At 38.9% G+C, this 17278-nt stretch carries 22 protein-coding genes; 7 read left to right on the top strand and 15 right to left on the bottom strand.

All coding sequences use genetic code 11. From position 1 onward, the window contains the following. Positions 1–10 precede the first annotated feature (10 nt). Positions 11–463 (top strand): DUF441 domain-containing protein, encoded by a 453-nt coding sequence (locus tag ABFY19_RS06635; protein WP_418792470.1) that lies wholly within the window; start codon positions 11–13, stop codon positions 461–463. On the opposite strand, the gene ABFY19_RS06630 is transcribed toward ABFY19_RS06635, so the two are convergent. From ABFY19_RS06630 to ABFY19_RS06610, 5 genes are all read right to left on the bottom strand, one after another. Next, positions 456–1337: a damage-control phosphatase ARMT1 family protein gene (locus ABFY19_RS06630; RefSeq protein WP_418792469.1), complete on the bottom strand. Its 882-nt coding sequence runs from the start codon at positions 1335–1337 to the stop codon at positions 456–458. The two genes, ABFY19_RS06635 and ABFY19_RS06630, sit on opposite strands and share 8 nt — an antisense overlap. 150 nt (positions 1338–1487) lie before the next feature. Beyond that, complete coding sequence (locus ABFY19_RS06625; protein WP_418792468.1) at positions 1488–1880, bottom strand: PilZ domain-containing protein; 393 nt, start codon at positions 1878–1880, stop codon at positions 1488–1490. A 95-nt stretch (positions 1881–1975) separates the two neighbouring features. Continuing rightward, a complete protein-coding gene (locus ABFY19_RS06620) occupies positions 1976–3406 on the bottom strand; it encodes a sensor histidine kinase (RefSeq protein WP_418792467.1) in 1431 nt (476 codons plus the stop codon). Continuing rightward, positions 3403–4086: a response regulator transcription factor gene (locus tag ABFY19_RS06615; RefSeq protein WP_418792466.1), complete on the bottom strand. Its 684-nt coding sequence runs from the start codon at positions 4084–4086 to the stop codon at positions 3403–3405. The genes ABFY19_RS06620 and ABFY19_RS06615 overlap by 4 nt, the downstream gene beginning before the upstream one ends. Further along, positions 4079–4522: a hypothetical protein gene (locus ABFY19_RS06610; RefSeq protein ID WP_418792465.1), complete on the bottom strand. Its 444-nt coding sequence runs from the start codon at positions 4520–4522 to the stop codon at positions 4079–4081. Before ABFY19_RS06610 ends, ABFY19_RS06615 begins: the two co-directional genes overlap by 8 nt. Before the next feature lie 113 nt (positions 4523–4635). Between ABFY19_RS06610 and ABFY19_RS06605 the strand changes: the two genes are divergently transcribed. Both ABFY19_RS06605 and minC read left to right on the top strand, forming a co-directional pair. Beyond that, complete coding sequence (locus ABFY19_RS06605) at positions 4636–5790, top strand: sensor domain-containing diguanylate cyclase (RefSeq protein WP_418792464.1); 1155 nt, start codon at positions 4636–4638, stop codon at positions 5788–5790. Positions 5791–6119: 329 nt separating this feature from the next. Further along, the gene (gene minC / locus ABFY19_RS06600) at positions 6120–6851 is read left to right on the top strand and encodes a septum site-determining protein MinC (RefSeq protein WP_418792463.1); all 732 of its coding nucleotides are present in this window, start codon (positions 6120–6122) and stop codon (positions 6849–6851) included. Positions 6852–6904: 53 nt separating this feature from the next. Here minC and ABFY19_RS06595 read toward each other — a convergent pair whose 3' ends face one another. Further along, positions 6905–7039, bottom strand: coding sequence for a hypothetical protein (locus ABFY19_RS06595; RefSeq protein WP_418792462.1), 135 nt, complete (start codon positions 7037–7039; stop codon positions 6905–6907). A gap of 153 nt (positions 7040–7192) precedes the next feature. Between ABFY19_RS06595 and ABFY19_RS06590 the strand changes: the two genes are divergently transcribed. Both ABFY19_RS06590 and ABFY19_RS06585 read left to right on the top strand, forming a co-directional pair. Continuing rightward, the gene (locus ABFY19_RS06590; RefSeq protein ID WP_418792461.1) at positions 7193–7381 is read left to right on the top strand and encodes a small, acid-soluble spore protein, alpha/beta type; all 189 of its coding nucleotides are present in this window, start codon (positions 7193–7195) and stop codon (positions 7379–7381) included. Positions 7382–7482: 101 nt separating this feature from the next. Next, on the top strand, positions 7483–7578 hold the full coding sequence (locus ABFY19_RS06585) for a DUF1858 domain-containing protein (RefSeq protein WP_418792460.1): 96 nt from the start codon (positions 7483–7485) through the stop codon (positions 7576–7578). Between the two features lie 155 nt (positions 7579–7733). Here the strand turns inward: ABFY19_RS06585 and ABFY19_RS06580 are convergent, their stop codons facing one another. From ABFY19_RS06580 to ABFY19_RS06550, 7 genes are all read right to left on the bottom strand, one after another. Next, a complete protein-coding gene (locus tag ABFY19_RS06580; protein WP_418792459.1) occupies positions 7734–8264 on the bottom strand; it encodes an NUDIX domain-containing protein in 531 nt (176 codons plus the stop codon). Beyond that, complete coding sequence (locus ABFY19_RS06575; RefSeq protein WP_418792458.1) at positions 8261–10234, bottom strand: Eco57I restriction-modification methylase domain-containing protein; 1974 nt, start codon at positions 10232–10234, stop codon at positions 8261–8263. The genes ABFY19_RS06580 and ABFY19_RS06575 overlap by 4 nt, the downstream gene beginning before the upstream one ends. After that, the gene (gene ftsW / locus ABFY19_RS06570; protein WP_418792457.1) at positions 10235–11419 is read right to left on the bottom strand and encodes a putative lipid II flippase FtsW; all 1185 of its coding nucleotides are present in this window, start codon (positions 11417–11419) and stop codon (positions 10235–10237) included. A gap of 9 nt (positions 11420–11428) precedes the next feature. Further along, entirely contained in the window at positions 11429–11929 is a 501-nt protein-coding gene (locus ABFY19_RS06565; protein ID WP_418792456.1) for a tetratricopeptide repeat protein, read from the bottom strand. Between the two features lie 80 nt (positions 11930–12009). Next, positions 12010–12633 (bottom strand): DUF3786 domain-containing protein, encoded by a 624-nt coding sequence (locus ABFY19_RS06560; RefSeq protein WP_418792455.1) that lies wholly within the window; start codon positions 12631–12633, stop codon positions 12010–12012. Positions 12634–12644: 11 nt separating this feature from the next. Continuing rightward, positions 12645–13751: an MGDG synthase family glycosyltransferase gene (locus ABFY19_RS06555; RefSeq protein ID WP_418792454.1), complete on the bottom strand. Its 1107-nt coding sequence runs from the start codon at positions 13749–13751 to the stop codon at positions 12645–12647. Continuing rightward, positions 13748–13867: an RCKP-type rubredoxin-like domain-containing protein gene (locus tag ABFY19_RS06550; protein ID WP_418792453.1), complete on the bottom strand. Its 120-nt coding sequence runs from the start codon at positions 13865–13867 to the stop codon at positions 13748–13750. The genes ABFY19_RS06555 and ABFY19_RS06550 overlap by 4 nt, the downstream gene beginning before the upstream one ends. A gap of 127 nt (positions 13868–13994) precedes the next feature. Here ABFY19_RS06550 and ABFY19_RS06545 point away from each other — a divergent pair, with 127 nt between their 5' ends. Then, on the top strand, positions 13995–14354 hold the full coding sequence (locus ABFY19_RS06545; protein WP_418792452.1) for a sulfite exporter TauE/SafE family protein: 360 nt from the start codon (positions 13995–13997) through the stop codon (positions 14352–14354). Continuing rightward, positions 14355–14723, top strand: coding sequence for a sulfite exporter TauE/SafE family protein (locus ABFY19_RS06540; RefSeq protein ID WP_418792451.1), 369 nt, complete (start codon positions 14355–14357; stop codon positions 14721–14723). Here the strand turns inward: ABFY19_RS06540 and ABFY19_RS06535 are convergent. After that, positions 14686–15120 (bottom strand): Fur family transcriptional regulator, encoded by a 435-nt coding sequence (locus tag ABFY19_RS06535; RefSeq protein ID WP_418792450.1) that lies wholly within the window; start codon positions 15118–15120, stop codon positions 14686–14688. The two genes, ABFY19_RS06540 and ABFY19_RS06535, sit on opposite strands and share 38 nt — an antisense overlap. Positions 15121–15306: 186 nt before the next feature. Continuing rightward, positions 15307–17271: a ferrous iron transport protein B gene (gene feoB / locus ABFY19_RS06530; RefSeq protein WP_418792449.1), complete on the bottom strand. Its 1965-nt coding sequence runs from the start codon at positions 17269–17271 to the stop codon at positions 15307–15309. Between the last annotated feature and the right edge of the window lie 7 nt (positions 17272–17278).

Below are 17278 nucleotides of genomic sequence, written 5' to 3'. Positions count from 1 at the left end.
GTTCTAGTACATGTGGGGTGAGGCTATTCTTTTATCACTGATAATATTGGGGATACTGGGTAAATCCAGTATAATGGCCGCATCTTCATGTATCCTGCTGGTAATTAAACTAACTCGAATGTATTCGCTGTTTCCCCTTCTCGAAAGACGCAGCCTTGAACTAGGTCTTATGTTTTTAATGATTTCGGTGCTGGTTCCCTTTGCCACAGGGAAGGTCTCTCCTGAAGAAATTTTCGGAAGCTTTACAAGTATTACCGGGGTGGCGGCAATTATGGGCGGTGCACTGGCAGCTTATATGAATGGACAGGGTTTGAACATGCTGAAATTAGACCCTGAGCTTATGGTTGGCATTGTTGTTGGAGGGATTATCGGAATAGTTATATTAAAGGGGATTCCAACAGGTCCCCTAATGGCAGCCGGCTTAACCGCTCTATTTATCAAGATTGTTCAAATTTTCAGGTAACTGAATCCTCTCTTACTTTGTTCCTGGCAAAAACAAGTTCACCATAATTAACACTAAGTTTTTCAGCCACAACTTTACATTTAGCCTTTAACAGAAAAAAAGTCTTATCACCTGCCAGTTGTGTCCCTTCCAATGACTCGAAATTAGCTTGTCCCTTACTTATTATCAAGTCACATTTAGTCATTAATTCAATAAAGTTCCGGCAGCACTTTTCTGGAATGGTACCAAGAAAGTTATTGCCATTAGTAATAACCTGACATATCCTGTCCATCCCAACTTGTCTGGCATCCTCATGAGTAGCATCATTCAATACAAATGAATCCTTGACACCGTAATAAACATCAAGCTTCCTTTGCACCAAAATTTCTGCCAGCAACATGTCAAAAACAATTTCCCCACTATTATCACCAATTATAAGAATCTTTTCCGCCCTTGCCACTATTTTGCTAAAACAGTCATAATCATCTATTTTAAACCCAATAGCCATCACTTCTGAAATAGCAGCACCCAAATCATAATCAGCAAATATTCCAAGGTCGACAACATTACCAGCTACAGCAAAACTAATTGCTTGTTTAAGTGGATCGGCTGATTCAAGTACATCCTTACGAAGCTTTGGATAATATTCCAAAGCAATTTCATTGGATTCTTTTTTAGCATTTTTAAAAGGGTCGATTCCTCCCATTTTTTGTACAAGTCTATGCAATATAACTGAGGAATTCTCAGCGGGAGTCTTTTCCCTATCCAAAGCAGCCACATCTGCAAGCAGCTCAATTAAAACTTCAGCTCGCTTTTCTGACGGAAACCTTCCTTTTTCCATTGCGTTTAAAATTTGATTTAGGTAACAAGGTATGCATTCAGCAGCAACTTTCATGTGCTTTCCTCCGGGATTATCAAGCTGTTATCTGAAAACAATCTCCAAAGAGTGTCATATACAAAAATATTATTTACATTACATTTCTTTTTACTCAACATCCGCATTCCATTTCCCCTTAATGGTAATATATACTTTAAAGCGAATAATCTAAAAATACTGAAGGAACTGGTAGCCTTTTTTAGTCTCATCGGCAATATAATTTCTCAGCTTATCCTTTCTAGCTCCATGAAGATTTAAAAATTGAACTGCAGTTAAATATCCTGAATCCACCTGCCTGTTACGGATTACCTTGGCTAGGATACTCTGTTCACCTAATCCCGGAAGCTCAAAAACAACCCTAACCACAATATCTTCCGGAAGACTGTACTGAGATACGAAGCTCATTCCATCCTCACCCAAGTCATTGCCTTTGGCAGGACCGTATTTGGTGCTTAAATGAGTTATATAACGACGCTTGTATTTAAGAATAGTAAAATCCACCGGGCGTTCAAATGGTATGCGAAAGTAGCGCCTTGGAAGCAGATTTGTCTTTTTTCTCATATTCAGCAGCTCCATATCAATTAATATATATAAATTTTACTAAAATTCACCAATTATAGCTACATTTTTTTTGACCATATATAAAAACAGTTTTTTCAACACTGCTTTGTGCCATTATTGGCTTTTGGCAGGACAAACCCAATTTCTGTCCCACTGCCAATGCTGCTTGAGACAAACACTCTTCCCCCCAAACTCTGAACTATATGTTTGACTATTGCTAGCCCCAGTCCAGTACCACTTTGAGCACGATTGCGTGCTTTATCAACTTTATAAAATCTCTCCCATATATACGGAAGCTCCTCTTCGGGAATTCCTTTTCCTTCGTCCCGAACTGTAACTGTGATATCTGCTTCGCTTTCAGACAGACTGATACCTATCTCTGAACCAGAGGGTGCAAACCTGAAGGCATTATCCAACAGGTTAGTCATTACTTGTTCCAGCCTATCCCTGTTTCCCAGGACTATTATACTGACACCCGTATAGTCCGGATATACTTTTATTTCCTTATCATTAATCGCTGCCCTTACCTTGATTGCTGTATCACAAACAATCTTAGCAATATCTATAGGTTCCTTGATGAAATCCATGGTTCCGGACTCCATTTTTGACAAATCCAGGAGTTCATTAACTAATCTTCCTAACCTAAGACTTTCGTCATGGAGAATCCCGAGGTATTTTTTCCTCTTTTCAGGAGTTGTATCTTTCCCGTCTATCATTGCCTCAATAAAACCCTGTATAATCGTCAGCGGACTTCTTAGTTCATGGGATACGTCTGCAAGAAAATCACGTCTCACTTTCTCGCTTTTTTCAATCTCGGATGCCATATGGTTAAACGCCATTCCAAGGTCTCCGATTTCATCTCCCTGTTTCACGGAAACACGTTCCGCAAAATTTCCTGATGCAAGCTGTTTAGCTACACTATTCATTTTATGCAGCGGCCCGGTAACATACTTGGAAAGAAAATAAACAACTATGGTAGAAAATACAATAGAAACAGCCGCAGAATAAATAAATAAGTTTCTCACCTTAATCATTGTTAAAGCAATCCCAATAATGGGGGCATACACAATTATACCGCCAATAATCCGATTGTTTTCCTCAATCGGATTAATGACCCAAAGTACTGTTTCATCATAAAGCTGGGACTTTCCCTTCCTAGTAATGACTTTCCCCTGCTGCATTGCCAAGAGGTCTTCAGCATTAAGCAGGTCGCCTTCATGTGCTTTTTGGTTGGCAGCAGCAGCAATGACAAATCCCTTAGAGTCAATAACCCATATTTCAGTACCCAGGTTACTGTCAGCAAAATTCAACAACCCAATAAGCTCTCCAGGATCCCTTTTATTTGCCAGGAATGGCTTTACCAGTTTGGTAATATCATTTGCCTTTACCATCATTTCCATTTGTTTGTTATATATAAAATAGTTATTTAACAGAAAAGACAGCAAGACCCCCAGCATTGCCAGTGTAGAAATAATAATACATAGATAAGTCGCCAGGATCTTGACAAATAACCGGTTTTTAATCATGGCTGCACCTCAAATTTGTATCCTATTCCCCACACAGTGTGTATATATGAATGATTATCCGGCAGTATTTCCAGCTTTTTGCGCAATCTCTTAATTTGGGAATCAACTGCCCGGGTGTCCCCGTCAAAATCATATCCCCAGATTTTTTCAAGAAGACTTTCTCTTGAAAATACCCTGCCCGAGTTGGAAGCCATCAGAAAGAGTAACTCAAATTCTTTTGGAGTAAGTTCAACCGGCTCCCCGTTAACTTTTACCCGGCGGCTCTCAATATCCAAAACAAGACCGGGAAACCGAATTATCTGAGCATTACCACCCCCGGAACTACTTCTTCTAAGAACTGCTTTTACCCTTGCCGTCAATTCCCGGGGACTAAAAGGTTTAGTTATATAATCATCTGCTCCCAATTCAAGGCCTAGCACTTTATCAGTCTCATCTCCCTTTGCCGTTAACATTATTATTGGTATATCCCATTCCTTCCTTATTTCTCGACATAATTCCCAACCATTTTTAACTGGAAGCATAACATCCAGAATCACCAGAATTGGACTTGTGTTTCTTAATTTTCCCTGGATGTCCCGGCCATCATTTGCGATTTCAACATTAAAATCATCTTCAAGGTACATCTTGATCAGTTCACAAATATTTTGGTCATCATCAACAACAAGAATGGTATTACTCACTCCGGGAAACCCCCGCTTCAATCATTTTTTTAAGAATTCCAACAGCTTCTAAAGTTATTTTTCCTGTTTTTAGCTTAAAAAACAATTCCCGTGGCCGATCAGTGTTGCCATAATATGTAACATTAAGAAGATACCTGTTCCACAGCGGGTTCCAGAAAAGAAAATAGAATGGATTACCCTTACACCTTGAAGCCCACATGTTTTTGCTTGGATTCAGGGAAATCATTCTTACCTTAATAATTTTTTTAAAATCAAGTTCCAGAGACCAGTCATCCAAAGTTCGTTCCCGATAAAGAATTTGTTCATTTGAGAAGCATAGCATTCCCTTGCTTTGAGGAACCCAAAAAGACCCCTTTTGATTTGAAGGGATATCTCCATAATAGTCGGCACGTACTATAAATTTATTGTTTAGGCTATCACTGATTTTTTTCCTCATTGTTTCCATTTTTCCCTTATTATTAAATCAATAGTTAGAGGTTTTGGAGAATCTTGCATAGAATAATACTTGTTAAATAAGCTTGCATCATAAGTGAAAGGGGTTATTTTCATATGGCAGACGGAAATAATTCTCCAATGTCAGGAAAAAAATATAAACCGGGATTTTCACTGCGGCAAAAAGCGCTTACGCTAAGAAAAAAGCTGGAAGATACTCAGTTAAATAATGCTGAATTAATATCACAAATAGAAAGAACAGAATTTGAAAGTAGACTTTTACGTGAAATAAACACAGCAATAACTTCAACATTCGAGCTGCAAGAAATCCTCTCTCTTATATTACAGGTCCTGACCACCCTTGTAAATACCCAGGGAGTATCGATACTCCTGATTAATGAAACCGACAATACGCTTCGAATAGCAGAAAGTTATGGTCTGTCTACCAAAGATATAGAAAATTTTTATATTTATTATGCAAAGCTGAATGAAGGATTCTTCTATGACATAACTATAGATAAAAAACCCAGGTTCTTTGACGGTGATATAGGTGTTTTCCCTCTTCTTCATTCCGTTCCCCTGGTTTCGAGAAACAAAGTTATTGGTTTCTTAAATATCCATTCAATGTACAAAGACAAACCCCTTACTGACGAGAAAATTTCTCTCGTTTATGCCCTTGCCAGTCAGGCATCTATTGCTATTAGCAATGCCCAAATGTTTGGCTCCATGCGGGAACAGGCGATTATGGATCAGTGTACAGGACTATACAATTTCCGCTATTTTCATCAAAAACTCGATGAGGAGATATCTATTGCGGAAGAAAACAACGAGCCATTATCACTGATGATTCTTGATATTGATCATTTTAAGCATGTTAACGATACCTGGGGTCATTTATACGGTGATAAAGTACTCAGGGAACTGGCAAACTTACTTAAACGAAATCTAAGATCTATAGATTCTGTATGCCGCTATGGCGGCGAAGAGTTTGTCGTTATTTTCCCTAGGTGCGAATGTCAAGTTGCCCTAAAGATTGCTGAGAGGATTAGAATCACAATTGAAAAAACAACCACTAATGACAGGAGAAATATATTTAAGAACCCCATTACTGTGAGTATTGGAGTCTCAGGTTTTCTTGCCGGTATCAGCAAAAACATCTTTATTCGGCAGACCGACCTTGCTCTTTATTGGGCTAAAAATAATGGGCGTAACAAATCTCATCTTTTTAATCCGGATTTGGAAAAGGAATATGAAAGATATTGTCAAAAATAAAACAGGCACAAGCCTGTTTTATTTTTGCAATATTGTTGCCAAAATACCAGTTAGAAAAACAAGTCTCAATAGTCCATATTTTAACTTGATTCCTTGATCCTGGTTTTTCTCTAATGCCGCCAGATTTAAACTGAGCATTTTAGAGCCTCCTTCCGTGGATTGGTAACGGTTCATCCATGAACCGATTATTTGATTTGTATCTTTTATCGTGTTAAAACAAAAAAAACTTTAGAGTCAAAATATAACTTATTGGAGGAAAAAGACATACCAGGTCGAATTTTTTAAGACAGAGCTGCTGAATAAAATTAATGTAAAGGGACTGATGTTTTATGACCGGTGACATAATTAAAATAAAAGGAACGCGCGGCGGGCTTGTTGCCCTTATTAACACAAAACATGACTTCACCGAAATTAAGAATACACTAAAATTGAAAATAGAAGATTCAAGAGGTTTTTTTAAAGGAGCCAAAATTACTTTTCATTATCCGGTTGACAAATGCCTCACAGAAGAAATGATCAAAGAACTGGAAAATATTTGTTCTGAAGGCGGCTTGATACCTGACAGACATATTTCGTGGCCAGCTGCGCCGGAACATAAGGAAATCATTGAACAGGCAAATAACGAGTCAGCCATTTCCTTGGCTGATGATATAAAACCTCTAATGAAGGAAGCCTCGTCTTCTCTTCCTGCATCCGGCCTTACCAGGGCAGATCAAGAGCCAAGCCTTCTGATCAACCATAATTTGAGGTCGGGACAGAAACTTTCCTATGACGGTAATATTATCATTATGGGTGATGTTAATCCTGGGTCTGAGGTTACAGCTTCAGGTAATATTGTAATCTGGGGCAGTTTGAGGGGAATTGCTCATGCAGGTGCAGGTGGGAATCAAGATTGTTCAATCATGGCATTTCGCTTGAAACCTGTTCAGTTAAGGATTGGATCAACTATCAGCCGCTCCCCAGAAAACCAACAGTTAACCCTTTATCCTGAAATAGCGCGTCTGGTTAACGGCAAAATGGTAATAGAGCCTTATCTTACATATGGGCTTAGGAAAACTTAATAAAAGGCATGCTGATTATGCTCAGCATGCCTTTTGTCTGAGGCCCTACTAATTCACTTTTCCAATGCAATAACGTAAACTTCTGATCCATTATGCATCTGATTCATATCCTTTTCGAACTTTTCTAAGGACTTTATTTCCTGGTCGCTTAGATCGGAAATTTTCATTTCGTTTAACTTGTTATTCATGCCAACACCCCTTTAAAAAATATAGTAATAATCATTGAACCTTATTATTAACACTGCTGTAAATTTTTATACCTGTGTTTTTCACGCTAATAGTATAAAAATTTATTATAAACAAAAAATATAAAAGGTGCTAAAATATAAAGGAGGACTTTAATGTCAGGAAGGCGCGGAATCATGTCTGATGCCCTAAAATATGAACTGGCAGAAGAACTGGGTGTTCTCGAAACTGTTCAAAAGAATGGTTGGGGTGAAGTATCCTCGAGAAACTGTGGCAATCTGGTCCGCTTGGCTATTGAAAGGGCTGAAAAAGCCATGGCAGAAAGTTATACTCCTGAACGTTGAAAACAAAAATTGTGCACCTCCAGGAGGATTTTACGCCTCCTGGTAAAATAATTCAAATATATTAAAAAAATAAAATTATGATGAAATGGAGGCTGGTTAAAATGATAACTGAAAATACCCCTATCATTGAAATTATCCGTAAGCTTCCCGAGTCAATCAAGGTTTTTGCCAAATATGGTCTCAAATGCCTTGGCTGAGGCGGTGTGGCTTACGAAACCGTTGGGCAGGCTGCCCAAGTTCATGGTGTAGACAGTCAATCCCTATTAAAAGACCTAAAACAGTTAGAAGAGTAAATCAAGGGCAGATAAGCTCTAGAGCAGGATTCAACTAGAGCTTATCTGCCCCTATCTTATTAAGGTTTTGTTTTTAGAGAAACAAGCAAAATACCGGCTATAGACTTGGAATCTTCAATTTCTCCACTTTTAATCATTTCTATCGCATTTTCAAATGGGACCAGGTGAATTTCAAGAAATTCATCCTCATCCATTTCCCTTCTATCAGGATATAGATTTCTAGCAAAATAAACGTGCATAATTTCATCACTGAAACCGGGGGTGGTGTAAAATGTTGCCATATGCTGCCATTCCCTGGCCCCCATACCTGTTTCTTCAGCCAATTCCCTTATCGCGCATTCTTGGGGGATTTCACCGGAATCAATTTTGCCAGCCGGCAGTTCCCACAGGATTTTCCCAGCGGGATAACGAAACTGTTTTATTAAGATAATTTCATCATTTTCGTTAACTGCAGCCACAGCCACCGCTCCTTGGTGAACCACAACTTCTCGTTTCGCCGGCTTCCCATTTGGAAGTGTAACTGTATCTACTCTCAGATTAAGAATTTTACCCTCATATATGGTTTTACTGTCAACAGTTTTTTCATTCAATCCTGATCATTCCTTTTCATATAAGCAATTATGCTCTCAATTTCCATAGCCGGAGTTTGCATAAAATCCATAACAGTCTTAGCCTGTGCGGTGTTAAAACAATACAGCTTAAATACCAGGGCTTCTGCCCTGGTTTTGGCATCTTTCCATTCCTTTGTTCCATTCCCCCTGGTTTCAAGAACTTCCCCCGTTTTGATAATATCATGCACCAAATCCCGAGGAACACCGGTCATATCCTGAACAGGAATTCCAGAAATGTAACCACTGTTAAAACGAAGGTAGTTATTTGCCAGGTGGACAGGCCAATAAACTATCCTGTAGAAGAAATTAAGCAAATATGAGTTAAAGAGGACAGCCAGATATCTTAAATCATTAAATAAATCCTCATTAGTAATATAATACACCCTGCCCAACATACTCCCAGAGTAGTCCACAGCTGCGGTAAGTTTCAGCGCAATACCTGGAATAACCAATTTGGGTATTTTTATTTTTCCCATATTCGCATATTTTATTTTATTGCTGTTAATCCATGCCCCCGGTTTAACATGGTATGGCTTAATATCACCTGCCTGTACGAAAGGCAGATACGGGCTCTGAGGACTCTCTTGGATTTCAGTTGGGACCTCCTCAATCACCCATTTTCCAAAACCGGCAACAGCAAGCCCGCATAATATCCGTTTGCGGGAAATACGCCCTTTTACAGAATCAAGTTTTGCTATTAATGGTAATGTCTCTTCAGTAAGTTCTGTTGTTAGGATATGTTCCTCACGCTTTCGAAAGAAATCCTGCCTGACAATGATAGGTTCACAACTATTTACCTTGTTCCAATCGGACAGTTTAATAATATTTAAGAAATTCTCTGAAATAGGTTTCTTCCGAGAATTACTTATTGTTAGAATAACAGGATAAGCTGCAGTGCCACCAAAATCATTAAGTGTTGAAATATCGATAATTTCGGTTAGATGATAATCCTCTAGGAGCAATTGACGCAAATTCCGGCCATATTCCGCTGCTAAGAATTTATTAGATGTAATATAACTAAGGATTCCTTCATTTCCTAGTAATTTAACCCCTTCTTCAATAAACGGAACACTGAGGTCGAACTGCCCGGATGCAGACCGGTATTTTTCACGGTAATGTTCCTTTTCATCCGGTGGTATTAGCTTATTGGAAACATAAGGAGGATTGCCTATAACAAGATTAAACCCCCTTATGTCGGCAGGAGTATTGGGGTTAAACAGATTAGGATACAAACTCTCCCAATCAGCAGTAAGGGTGTTAACAGCTTTGATATTCTTTTCGCTCATTTTTTTGGCTTCGGCAAAATCCGAAACATTCCTATGTTTATATTCAGACAGCTTTGACACATATAAAACAGTCATAATAAAAATACATAATTTTACAGCATCCGGATTAATATCTGTCCCGTAAACAGCCTCCAAAGCCTGTTCGGGAGGATACCCATAACCAATAAGGCACTCAAAAAGTTCAATGAGAAATGAAGCGCCGCCACAAGCTGGGTCAATAACATTGAATCCCTTGGTAATGGTTTTGTTTTCCGACTTACCGGCAATTTTGGCAGCACAGCGAGAAACCATATGTTTCACAATATATTGAGGGGTATAATATGCCCCTGTATTTTTTTTAACTGTATTTTTGCTATTACTGTAATTCAAACTAATTAATGCTTCAAAAGCCTGCCCTGGAACATGCAAAAGCTGACCTGGTGATATGGAAGAGGTAGAATCTTTAATCAGAGCAGCAGTCTCAGAGAAATATTCAGCATTATCCGAAATATCTGCTAAAAAATCAAAAAAGGAACGTATTAATCCCTCGTTTCTCTGAACAACCTCAGCTAAAGACCAACTGCCGGATTTGGCAATTGTTTTATAAGCCTGAGGATACAACACCCTATCAGCTGCGATAAGGCTGACCAGTTTATAATTGGTTTCAGCTTTTTTAATATCCATTTATTCGCCTATGGTCCTTTGTTGTTTTTGCGAGTATTTTGAAATATTCAGCAGAACTCCGACAGCAATCATTTTAAAAATTAGCGAAGAACCACCATAGCTTATAAATGGCAGGGTTATACCGGTAACCGGCATAGAAGAAGTAACCACTGCAATATTGATTACAGCTTCTACAATAATCATTGTAGTAATTCCACAGGCCAGCATGCTGCCAAAGTTGTCCCTGCAACTGCTTGCGATCCGGTACCCCCTGGAAGCAAACATAACGAAAAGTATAATTACGAAAACCGCACCTATAAACCCAAGTTCTTCTGACAATACGCTAAAAATAAAATCTGTATGCTGTTCCGGAATATGTCCGAACTTCTGCATGGATTGTCCAAGCCCCACACCCCAAAATCCTCCCGACCCTATTGCATATAATGACTGTACTATTTGATAACTCTTTCCCAGAGGGTCTTCAAAAGGATATAAGAATGCATAAAATCTGTCCAACCGGTATTCTTCGATAAACACAGCAGCTAATGCAACAACAAAGCCTAATATAGCAACTCCGGTGAGATGTTTCCAGTTTGCTCCACCGGCATAAAGCATTATAAACGAAGTTATTCCAATTACCATTGCTGTTCCGAGGTCGGGCTCAATCACTACAAGCCCCCACACAACACCGATAAGTATCAACGAAGGAAGCAGGCCTTCCATAAAAGAGTCCCTCATTTTATTATGCTTAACACTAATGACCTTTGCCAGCATCAAAATAAGACAAAGTTTAACGAGCTCCGAAGGCTGAAACTGAAAACTACCGATACTAATCCAGCTATAAGCCCCTTTTTTAGGTTCAAATGCAAAAACAGCTAAAAGCAGAATTATAGTCAATATAGCTGCGGGAATAACCAGATTATGCAGTTTACGGTAATTATATCTTGACATTACCAGCATTCCAAAAAGGCCAATTCCCACCCATGTAAGCTGTTTCCGGAAAAACAAAAACCCATCCCTGCTTGCTCCAGTCACAGTAGTGGGTGAACTGGCACTTAACACCATTATTATCCCGATTCCAAGCATAATCAACACTGAAACCAATACATACCAATCGATATTTCTATCGATATTTCTAGTCATCACAGTAATTGCTCCTCTTACTCGATATATTGTCTGCATTTCATTATGTATATAAGTTTCCACATTTCAAGCTCAAATTCCTGCTCTGGAACCCGTCTTAGCAATCCAAGATGCTGCTTCCCAATTATCAGGTTCCAACTGCAAAACCTGGTCAAAATATTGTTCTGCTAAATGATACCTGCCGGAAAAATAATAAGCCTTACCAATATTTAATAAAGAAGGCACATGATGTGGTGACACGTCAAGGACATCCCGCAGTGTTTCTGCCGCGGACTCATAGTTTCCTTCATTCAGACTGATTTTCCCCAAGCAGTAAAGTGCGGACAAGTTCTTATCCTTTTCAAAGACGCCTTGCATTATATTCTTAGCCATATCATATTTACCCAGGTTATAATAAACCCATCCCTCTTTCACAGATTGGCCCACTTTCACTCCGGGTGCAGTTAGTTCTACTTGTCGTTGGGCATACTGTGAATCACAAATCTTTACAACCTCATCCCAATCAGGCGCATCAGTGTCAATTGCCACTCCAAAAACAATAAGGAATATCATAAAACAAAAAACGCGGCCCATAAAAACATTCACCTCCGGTATTATTTTACACCGGAGGTGTCCTGAAACTTGTTGAAATAAGAGAAGTACACATCGCCAAATTATTTACTATTCTGCAAAAGGCTGCCTAGTTGATAGATAACTAATCCTGAGACAAGGGCATAGTCTTCGGTTGGCAGGTAAAAAGGCGCAGATGCGTCAAAAAGAATATTTCCCGAAGCCGGAAATTCATCATCACCCGACCAGATAACATATGTAATGGGTACTTTTGGAAAAGGGTATATAGTAACACTGGTATCGCCAAGGTCTTGTATTTCAGCTCCAATAGTCTTTGCAAGTTCGACAAACTCTTCCTGCCTTTCAGCAAACAGTTTCAACATTGGTTTTATTGTTCTTCGTGTAAAAGGTTCAATATAAATTGCTCCATCAGGCAATTCCTTAAAAGAGATGAATTTGCCCTGCAGCGGAGCCCCGTTTGCAGTGTTTAGATAATGCAAAATGAGTATCTTTTCAGTAAGGGAAACCTTAATTTCTTCTACAGGTTCTACTGTTCCGTCATTAAATGAAACCAAAAAAGTTCCACCAAGATATTTAACCGAAAACTCACTAGTTTCGGGGTAATATTCTACCGCAGCATTTCTGGCTATTTCCTGAGGTTCTTTGTTTTTCAACATTTCCACAGCAAATTGATATGTCACATCAAGATTCATATAACTCTTTGTCAAGGCAAATCCCCCTATGTTGTCAGAGTCTCAATATAATCAACAAGCTTGACCGCAGAATCAGGTTTGCTAATCATCCCAGACATTTCTTTAATTTGCAGCAGCCTGGTTTTATTCTTAAGAAGATATTTAATTTGAGGTACTAGATACTGCAATTTACGTACCTTTACTGCAACACCGTTGTTAAGCAGAAATTCGGTATTCCTGTCTTCCTGACCAGGCAGTGGATTAATAATAATCATCGGCAGTTGCTGTGCCAGGACTTCGGCTGTAGTTAGTCCCCCTGGTTTAGTAATAATAAGATCACTGGCTGCCATAATCTCAGCAACATTGTCAATATATCCAAATATTTTTATTTTATTTTCAGTCTTCAGCAGATGCAGCGCTTTACTCAATTTATCATTTTTTCCGGTCAGTGCTAATATCTGCAGGTTAATATCCGCATTTCCCAAGGTATTTATGATACCCTCAATTTCACCCAAACCCAGTCCGCCACCCATTACCATAAGGGTAATTTCTGGTTCCAGACCAAGCTTTTTCCTTGCTTCCTGCTTATTTATCTTCTGAGCAAACTGTTGTCTCAGCGGTATCCCGGTACACATGATTTTTTGTTCATCTATACCATATTCTTTGATTTGGTATTTAATTTCTTCACACGGCAACACATACATATCAATATTTTCATGCACCCAGAACGGATGGGTTGTATAGTCAGTCATAACGGCAATAAGAGGAATCTGAAACTCAAGCTTAGATTTAAGTATTGACAATATTCCGGCGGGAAACGCATGAGTACAGATAATTGCCTGAGGGTCCATCTGTTTAATCAGTTTCTCCATCTTGACCGATACAAGTTTTGAAAGTATATGGTTCAAATCAATAAACTTGTCTCCTGCTTCGGCCTGATTATATAAATACCCCCAAATTTTTGGGTTAAATTTGAGTGATTCCATATAACTTCCGGCGACAACCTTATTAAGAACCGGATTAATGTATTTAAAAGTATCAACAATCATTGTCCGGCAGCCAGGGGAACGCGAAATGACTTCCCCGGCTGCGGCTTCAGCTGCAAGGTCATGGCCTGACCCAATAGAAACCGAAAAAAAGAGGATTCTTTTCATTTACTGTTTTCTTCTTTCTTTTCAAAAGAATTGTTAGCACCACATTCGGGGCATTTTTTCGGTTTGCACCTGGTTTCTCTGGTAAAACCGCAGTTTGCACATACAAAAACTGCCATTTTAAAAACCTCCCGTTAATAATTAAGCCTTTTTAATTATAATATACCACATATTTACCTGACTCAAAAGCGGGAATAAGTAAAATAATAATTCTTAACAAAAAAATTATTTTGTCATAGGTGGAATATGAAACACATCAGTCTCCTGATTATTATTATGATTGGAATAATAACTGGCTTAATTAATGGTCTCCTGGGAATTGGCGGAGGGACAATTCTTATTCCGGCAATGGTTTTTTTTATGGGGATAACCCAGCATCAAGCCCATGGAACATCCCTTGCTGTAATTTTGCCAACAACGCTTGCCAGTTGTTTGATTTATGGGTTAAATCATGACCTGAATCTCAATCTTACAATACAGGTAATAGCAGGCAGTATAGGCGGCGGTTACCTGGGAGCAAAACTGTTAAACAAAATTCCGGCACCTAAACTGAGACGTTTTTTTGGTATTTTTATGTTTTTAGCCGGTTTAAGGATGATGTTATAAATGATAGTTACAATCATCGGTTTTTTCACCGGAATATTAAGCGGTCTTGCCGTCGGTGGCGGAACCCTGCTCGTCCCTGCGTTAATATTCCTCACCGACATAACTCAACATACTGCGCAGGGTGTCTCTCTTTTATCGTTTGTGCCCACATCCATTGTTGCAGTTATTACCCACAACAAGCAGGGCAATGTACGGCCTCGCCTTGCGGGTTATCTTGTCATCGGTACAGTAGCGGGCGCACTTTTTGGTGCCATGATAGCTGCAAAGATAACTGCCCCTGCTCTGCAGCGGCTTTTTGGTATTTTTCTAATGACAATGGGTTGTTACGAGTTTATTTATGACACTTTTCACAATATCCGTAAAACTTAAGCTGGTGATCAATAATCTTAAACCTGATTTTTTCTTCAATTGCTGATTCCAGTGATTCAAGCAAGTCGTCCGCAAACTCCATTACTTTTCCGCATTCAAGACATATTAAGTGGTGATGGTGGTGAACATCATCAGTATAAAACTCATATCTGCTGCGGCCGTCGCCAAAATCGATTTTTTGCAAGATATCTAGTTCTGCAAACAGGTCTAGAGTTCGATAGACTGTAGCCAGCCCTATTTCAGGATTGTTTTGTTTAATCATTCCATATACATCTTCCGCGCTTAAATGCTTTTCCTGATTATTGGTAAACATCTCCATTATAATCCTTCTCTGAGGAGTTAATTTATATTCCCGGTCACACAGCTTTTGTTTTAAATTTTCTATTGAAAATTCCATGCATCACACCTCAACATTTTTCTGCACACTTGCTGCAGTTTCTCTCACAGCATGTTACTATAATTGGCGAAAAACACCTGGGACATCTCATATTACGAAGTATACTTATTTCATTCCCACATCTCGGACATACGATTACTTTAATTTCACAAACTTTTTTGGTATTCTCTTCATGTGTTTTATTTTTCATTGAAAGTTTATTCCTTTTAACCCTGATTTTTGTTTTCTGAACTTAAATTTACTTAAAAACATTGTTATCAGCAGGATTGAAAACAAACTGATTATTACGTTATATACAGATCCCGTAAGCCGATAAACCTGATTTATGAACCCACCAATGAAGAAAGCTAGAAATAAAACCCCTAACCACATAATAAGTCCTTCCTGCTTACCGCGTTCCTTAAAAATAACCAGGGTTGAGGCTATACAGGGTACAAAAAGGGTAATTGTAATAAGGCCGATTACTGTCTGAAATTCATTCAAACTAAGGTTATATAATCCGGCGGCGCCAAAATCACGCCTAACAAAACCCATAATAAATATGGTTGCTGATTCTTTTGGCAGTCCCAGCCACCCAACAGTAATTGGGTATAATAGTTTCTGCAATATTTGCAGCAAACCAGTCACCTGAAGAATTCCTATTAAAAGCGCGCCTCCTGCAAACAGTGGTATTGCCTCCAAAACAAAGTGATATGATTTGGTAACGGTTTTTTTAAGAACATTTTCAATCCTAGGCAGTCTTAAAGGAGGCAGGTCAATCAAAAGATCTGTTGATTCACCAGGTAAAAATCTGTTAAGCAAAGTACCTGTAACAATAAGCACAGTCAAGATAGTAATAAAATATAGAGCTGCCAGTTTTCCATCCAAAAAAGTAATTATACTTGCAATTACTGCCAGTTGAGCTGAACACGGGATGCCAAGTGCCAGCAGAAATATTGCTATACGCCTTTCGCGTTCCGAGCCTAGAACCCTAGTTACAATAGTGGCCAAAGTTACACAACCAAAACCAAGAATCAAGGGAATTATAGCCCTTCCATTTAAACCTATTCCTGAAAGGACCCTATCTGTAAGGGCTGCGATTCTAGGAAGATACCCAGAATCTTCAAATGCTGAAAGAACCAGATAAAATCCTATAACAAGCGGTAAAAGGAGTCCCAGAATAGATGTTACAGTCATGGTTAAAACACCAAATTCACCAATTAAAATTGTTCCCACTACAGAGCTCTCACTAAAATAATGTCCAACAACCGACCTAATAAAAGGTTCATATTTTCCCTGCATCAACGTTTCCTCTGTAAAGCCCACAATATCCCCGGCAATAAAAACACCTATAAACTTATACATTAAATACAAACAAACTGCCAGAATCAATGTCCCGGTAAGAGGTTGAATCATCATTCTGCCTAATAAAGAGCTAAATCCCGAAGCTTTACTGCATTCTGAGACAACATGTCCTACAATATCATTCACCCTTGCCCTTCTGTTCAGGTAAATTTCTTCCCTTTCAGTGCCTGGCAAAATTCCATGACGCTCCGCTACCACGGGGTCACCTTCCAGTATCAGCAGTGCCTCTCCCTGATTGGCAACGCGATCATGCAGTTCATGTAATTTGCTATGAAGCTTAGAATCAATATTTCCGGAGCGCGCAAGACAAATTTTTTCTTTTAACTCAGCCATACCCATTTGCTTTACAGCTATAGTTGGAATAACGGGGACACCGAGCAAGTCTTCCAAGAGGTCAATATCAATGTTTCGTCCCTGTTTCTCTGCTTCGTCAAACATATTAAGAGCAACAACCACCGGAACACCTGTATCAATTATCTGTTGTGTTAAAAAAAGATCCCGTTCCAAATGAACTGCATCTACTATGTTGATTACTACATCAGCATTAAGAATAATATCACGGGCAATTTTCTCCTCATCATTAAAAGATGAAATACCATATACTCCAGGAGTATCAATAACAACATCGTTTCCGTAGCTTCCATGTGATATCTCAAGTGTTGTGCCGGGATAATTTGATACATCAACATAGAGCCCTGTCAGTGCATTAAAGAAAACTGATTTGCCAACATTCGGATTACCGGCTAAGACTATTTTTCTTGAATTTGATGGTATATTTATTTTAACACCAGTTTCATGACAATGCATACTATTA

This window comes from Phosphitispora sp. TUW77 (assembly GCF_048453025.1).
Lineage (GTDB): Bacteria > Bacillota > Thermincolia > Thermincolales > UBA2595 > Phosphitispora.
Note: the sequence above shows the minus strand (reverse complement) of the source record. Positions and strands in the feature narration are given on the sequence as shown.

Bases quoted from the DNA above. Each gene is read 5' to 3' on its own strand.
- ABFY19_RS06590 (WP_418792461.1), top strand. From the start codon at position 7,193: ATGTCAGGAAGGCGCGGAATCATGTCTGATGCCCTAAAATATGAACTG.
- ABFY19_RS06630 (WP_418792469.1), bottom strand. From the start codon at position 1,337: ATGAAAGTTGCTGCTGAATGCATACCTTGTTACCTAAATCAAATTTTA.
- ABFY19_RS06575 (WP_418792458.1), bottom strand. From the start codon at position 10,234: ATGGATATTAAAAAAGCTGAAACCAATTATAAACTGGTCAGCCTTATC.
- ABFY19_RS06585 (WP_418792460.1), top strand. From the start codon at position 7,483: ATGATAACTGAAAATACCCCTATCATTGAAATTATCCGTAAGCTTCCC.
- ABFY19_RS06540 (WP_418792451.1), top strand. From the start codon at position 14,355: ATGATAGTTACAATCATCGGTTTTTTCACCGGAATATTAAGCGGTCTT.
- ABFY19_RS06620 (WP_418792467.1), bottom strand. From the start codon at position 3,406: ATGATTAAAAACCGGTTATTTGTCAAGATCCTGGCGACTTATCTATGT.
- ABFY19_RS06595 (WP_418792462.1), bottom strand. From the start codon at position 7,039: ATGAATAACAAGTTAAACGAAATGAAAATTTCCGATCTAAGCGACCAG.
- minC (WP_418792463.1), top strand. From the start codon at position 6,120: ATGACCGGTGACATAATTAAAATAAAAGGAACGCGCGGCGGGCTTGTT.
- ABFY19_RS06635 (WP_418792470.1), top strand. From the start codon at position 11: ATGTGGGGTGAGGCTATTCTTTTATCACTGATAATATTGGGGATACTG.
- ABFY19_RS06535 (WP_418792450.1), bottom strand. From the start codon at position 15,120: ATGGAATTTTCAATAGAAAATTTAAAACAAAAGCTGTGTGACCGGGAA.
- ABFY19_RS06545 (WP_418792452.1), top strand. From the start codon at position 13,995: ATGAAACACATCAGTCTCCTGATTATTATTATGATTGGAATAATAACT.
- ABFY19_RS06550 (WP_418792453.1), bottom strand. From the start codon at position 13,867: ATGGCAGTTTTTGTATGTGCAAACTGCGGTTTTACCAGAGAAACCAGG.
- feoB (WP_418792449.1), bottom strand. From the start codon at position 17,271: ATGCATTGTCATGAAACTGGTGTTAAAATAAATATACCATCAAATTCA.
- ABFY19_RS06555 (WP_418792454.1), bottom strand. From the start codon at position 13,751: ATGAAAAGAATCCTCTTTTTTTCGGTTTCTATTGGGTCAGGCCATGAC.
- ABFY19_RS06625 (WP_418792468.1), bottom strand. From the start codon at position 1,880: ATGAGAAAAAAGACAAATCTGCTTCCAAGGCGCTACTTTCGCATACCA.
- ABFY19_RS06565 (WP_418792456.1), bottom strand. From the start codon at position 11,929: ATGGGCCGCGTTTTTTGTTTTATGATATTCCTTATTGTTTTTGGAGTG.
- ABFY19_RS06605 (WP_418792464.1), top strand. From the start codon at position 4,636: ATGGCAGACGGAAATAATTCTCCAATGTCAGGAAAAAAATATAAACCG.
- ABFY19_RS06610 (WP_418792465.1), bottom strand. From the start codon at position 4,522: ATGAGGAAAAAAATCAGTGATAGCCTAAACAATAAATTTATAGTACGT.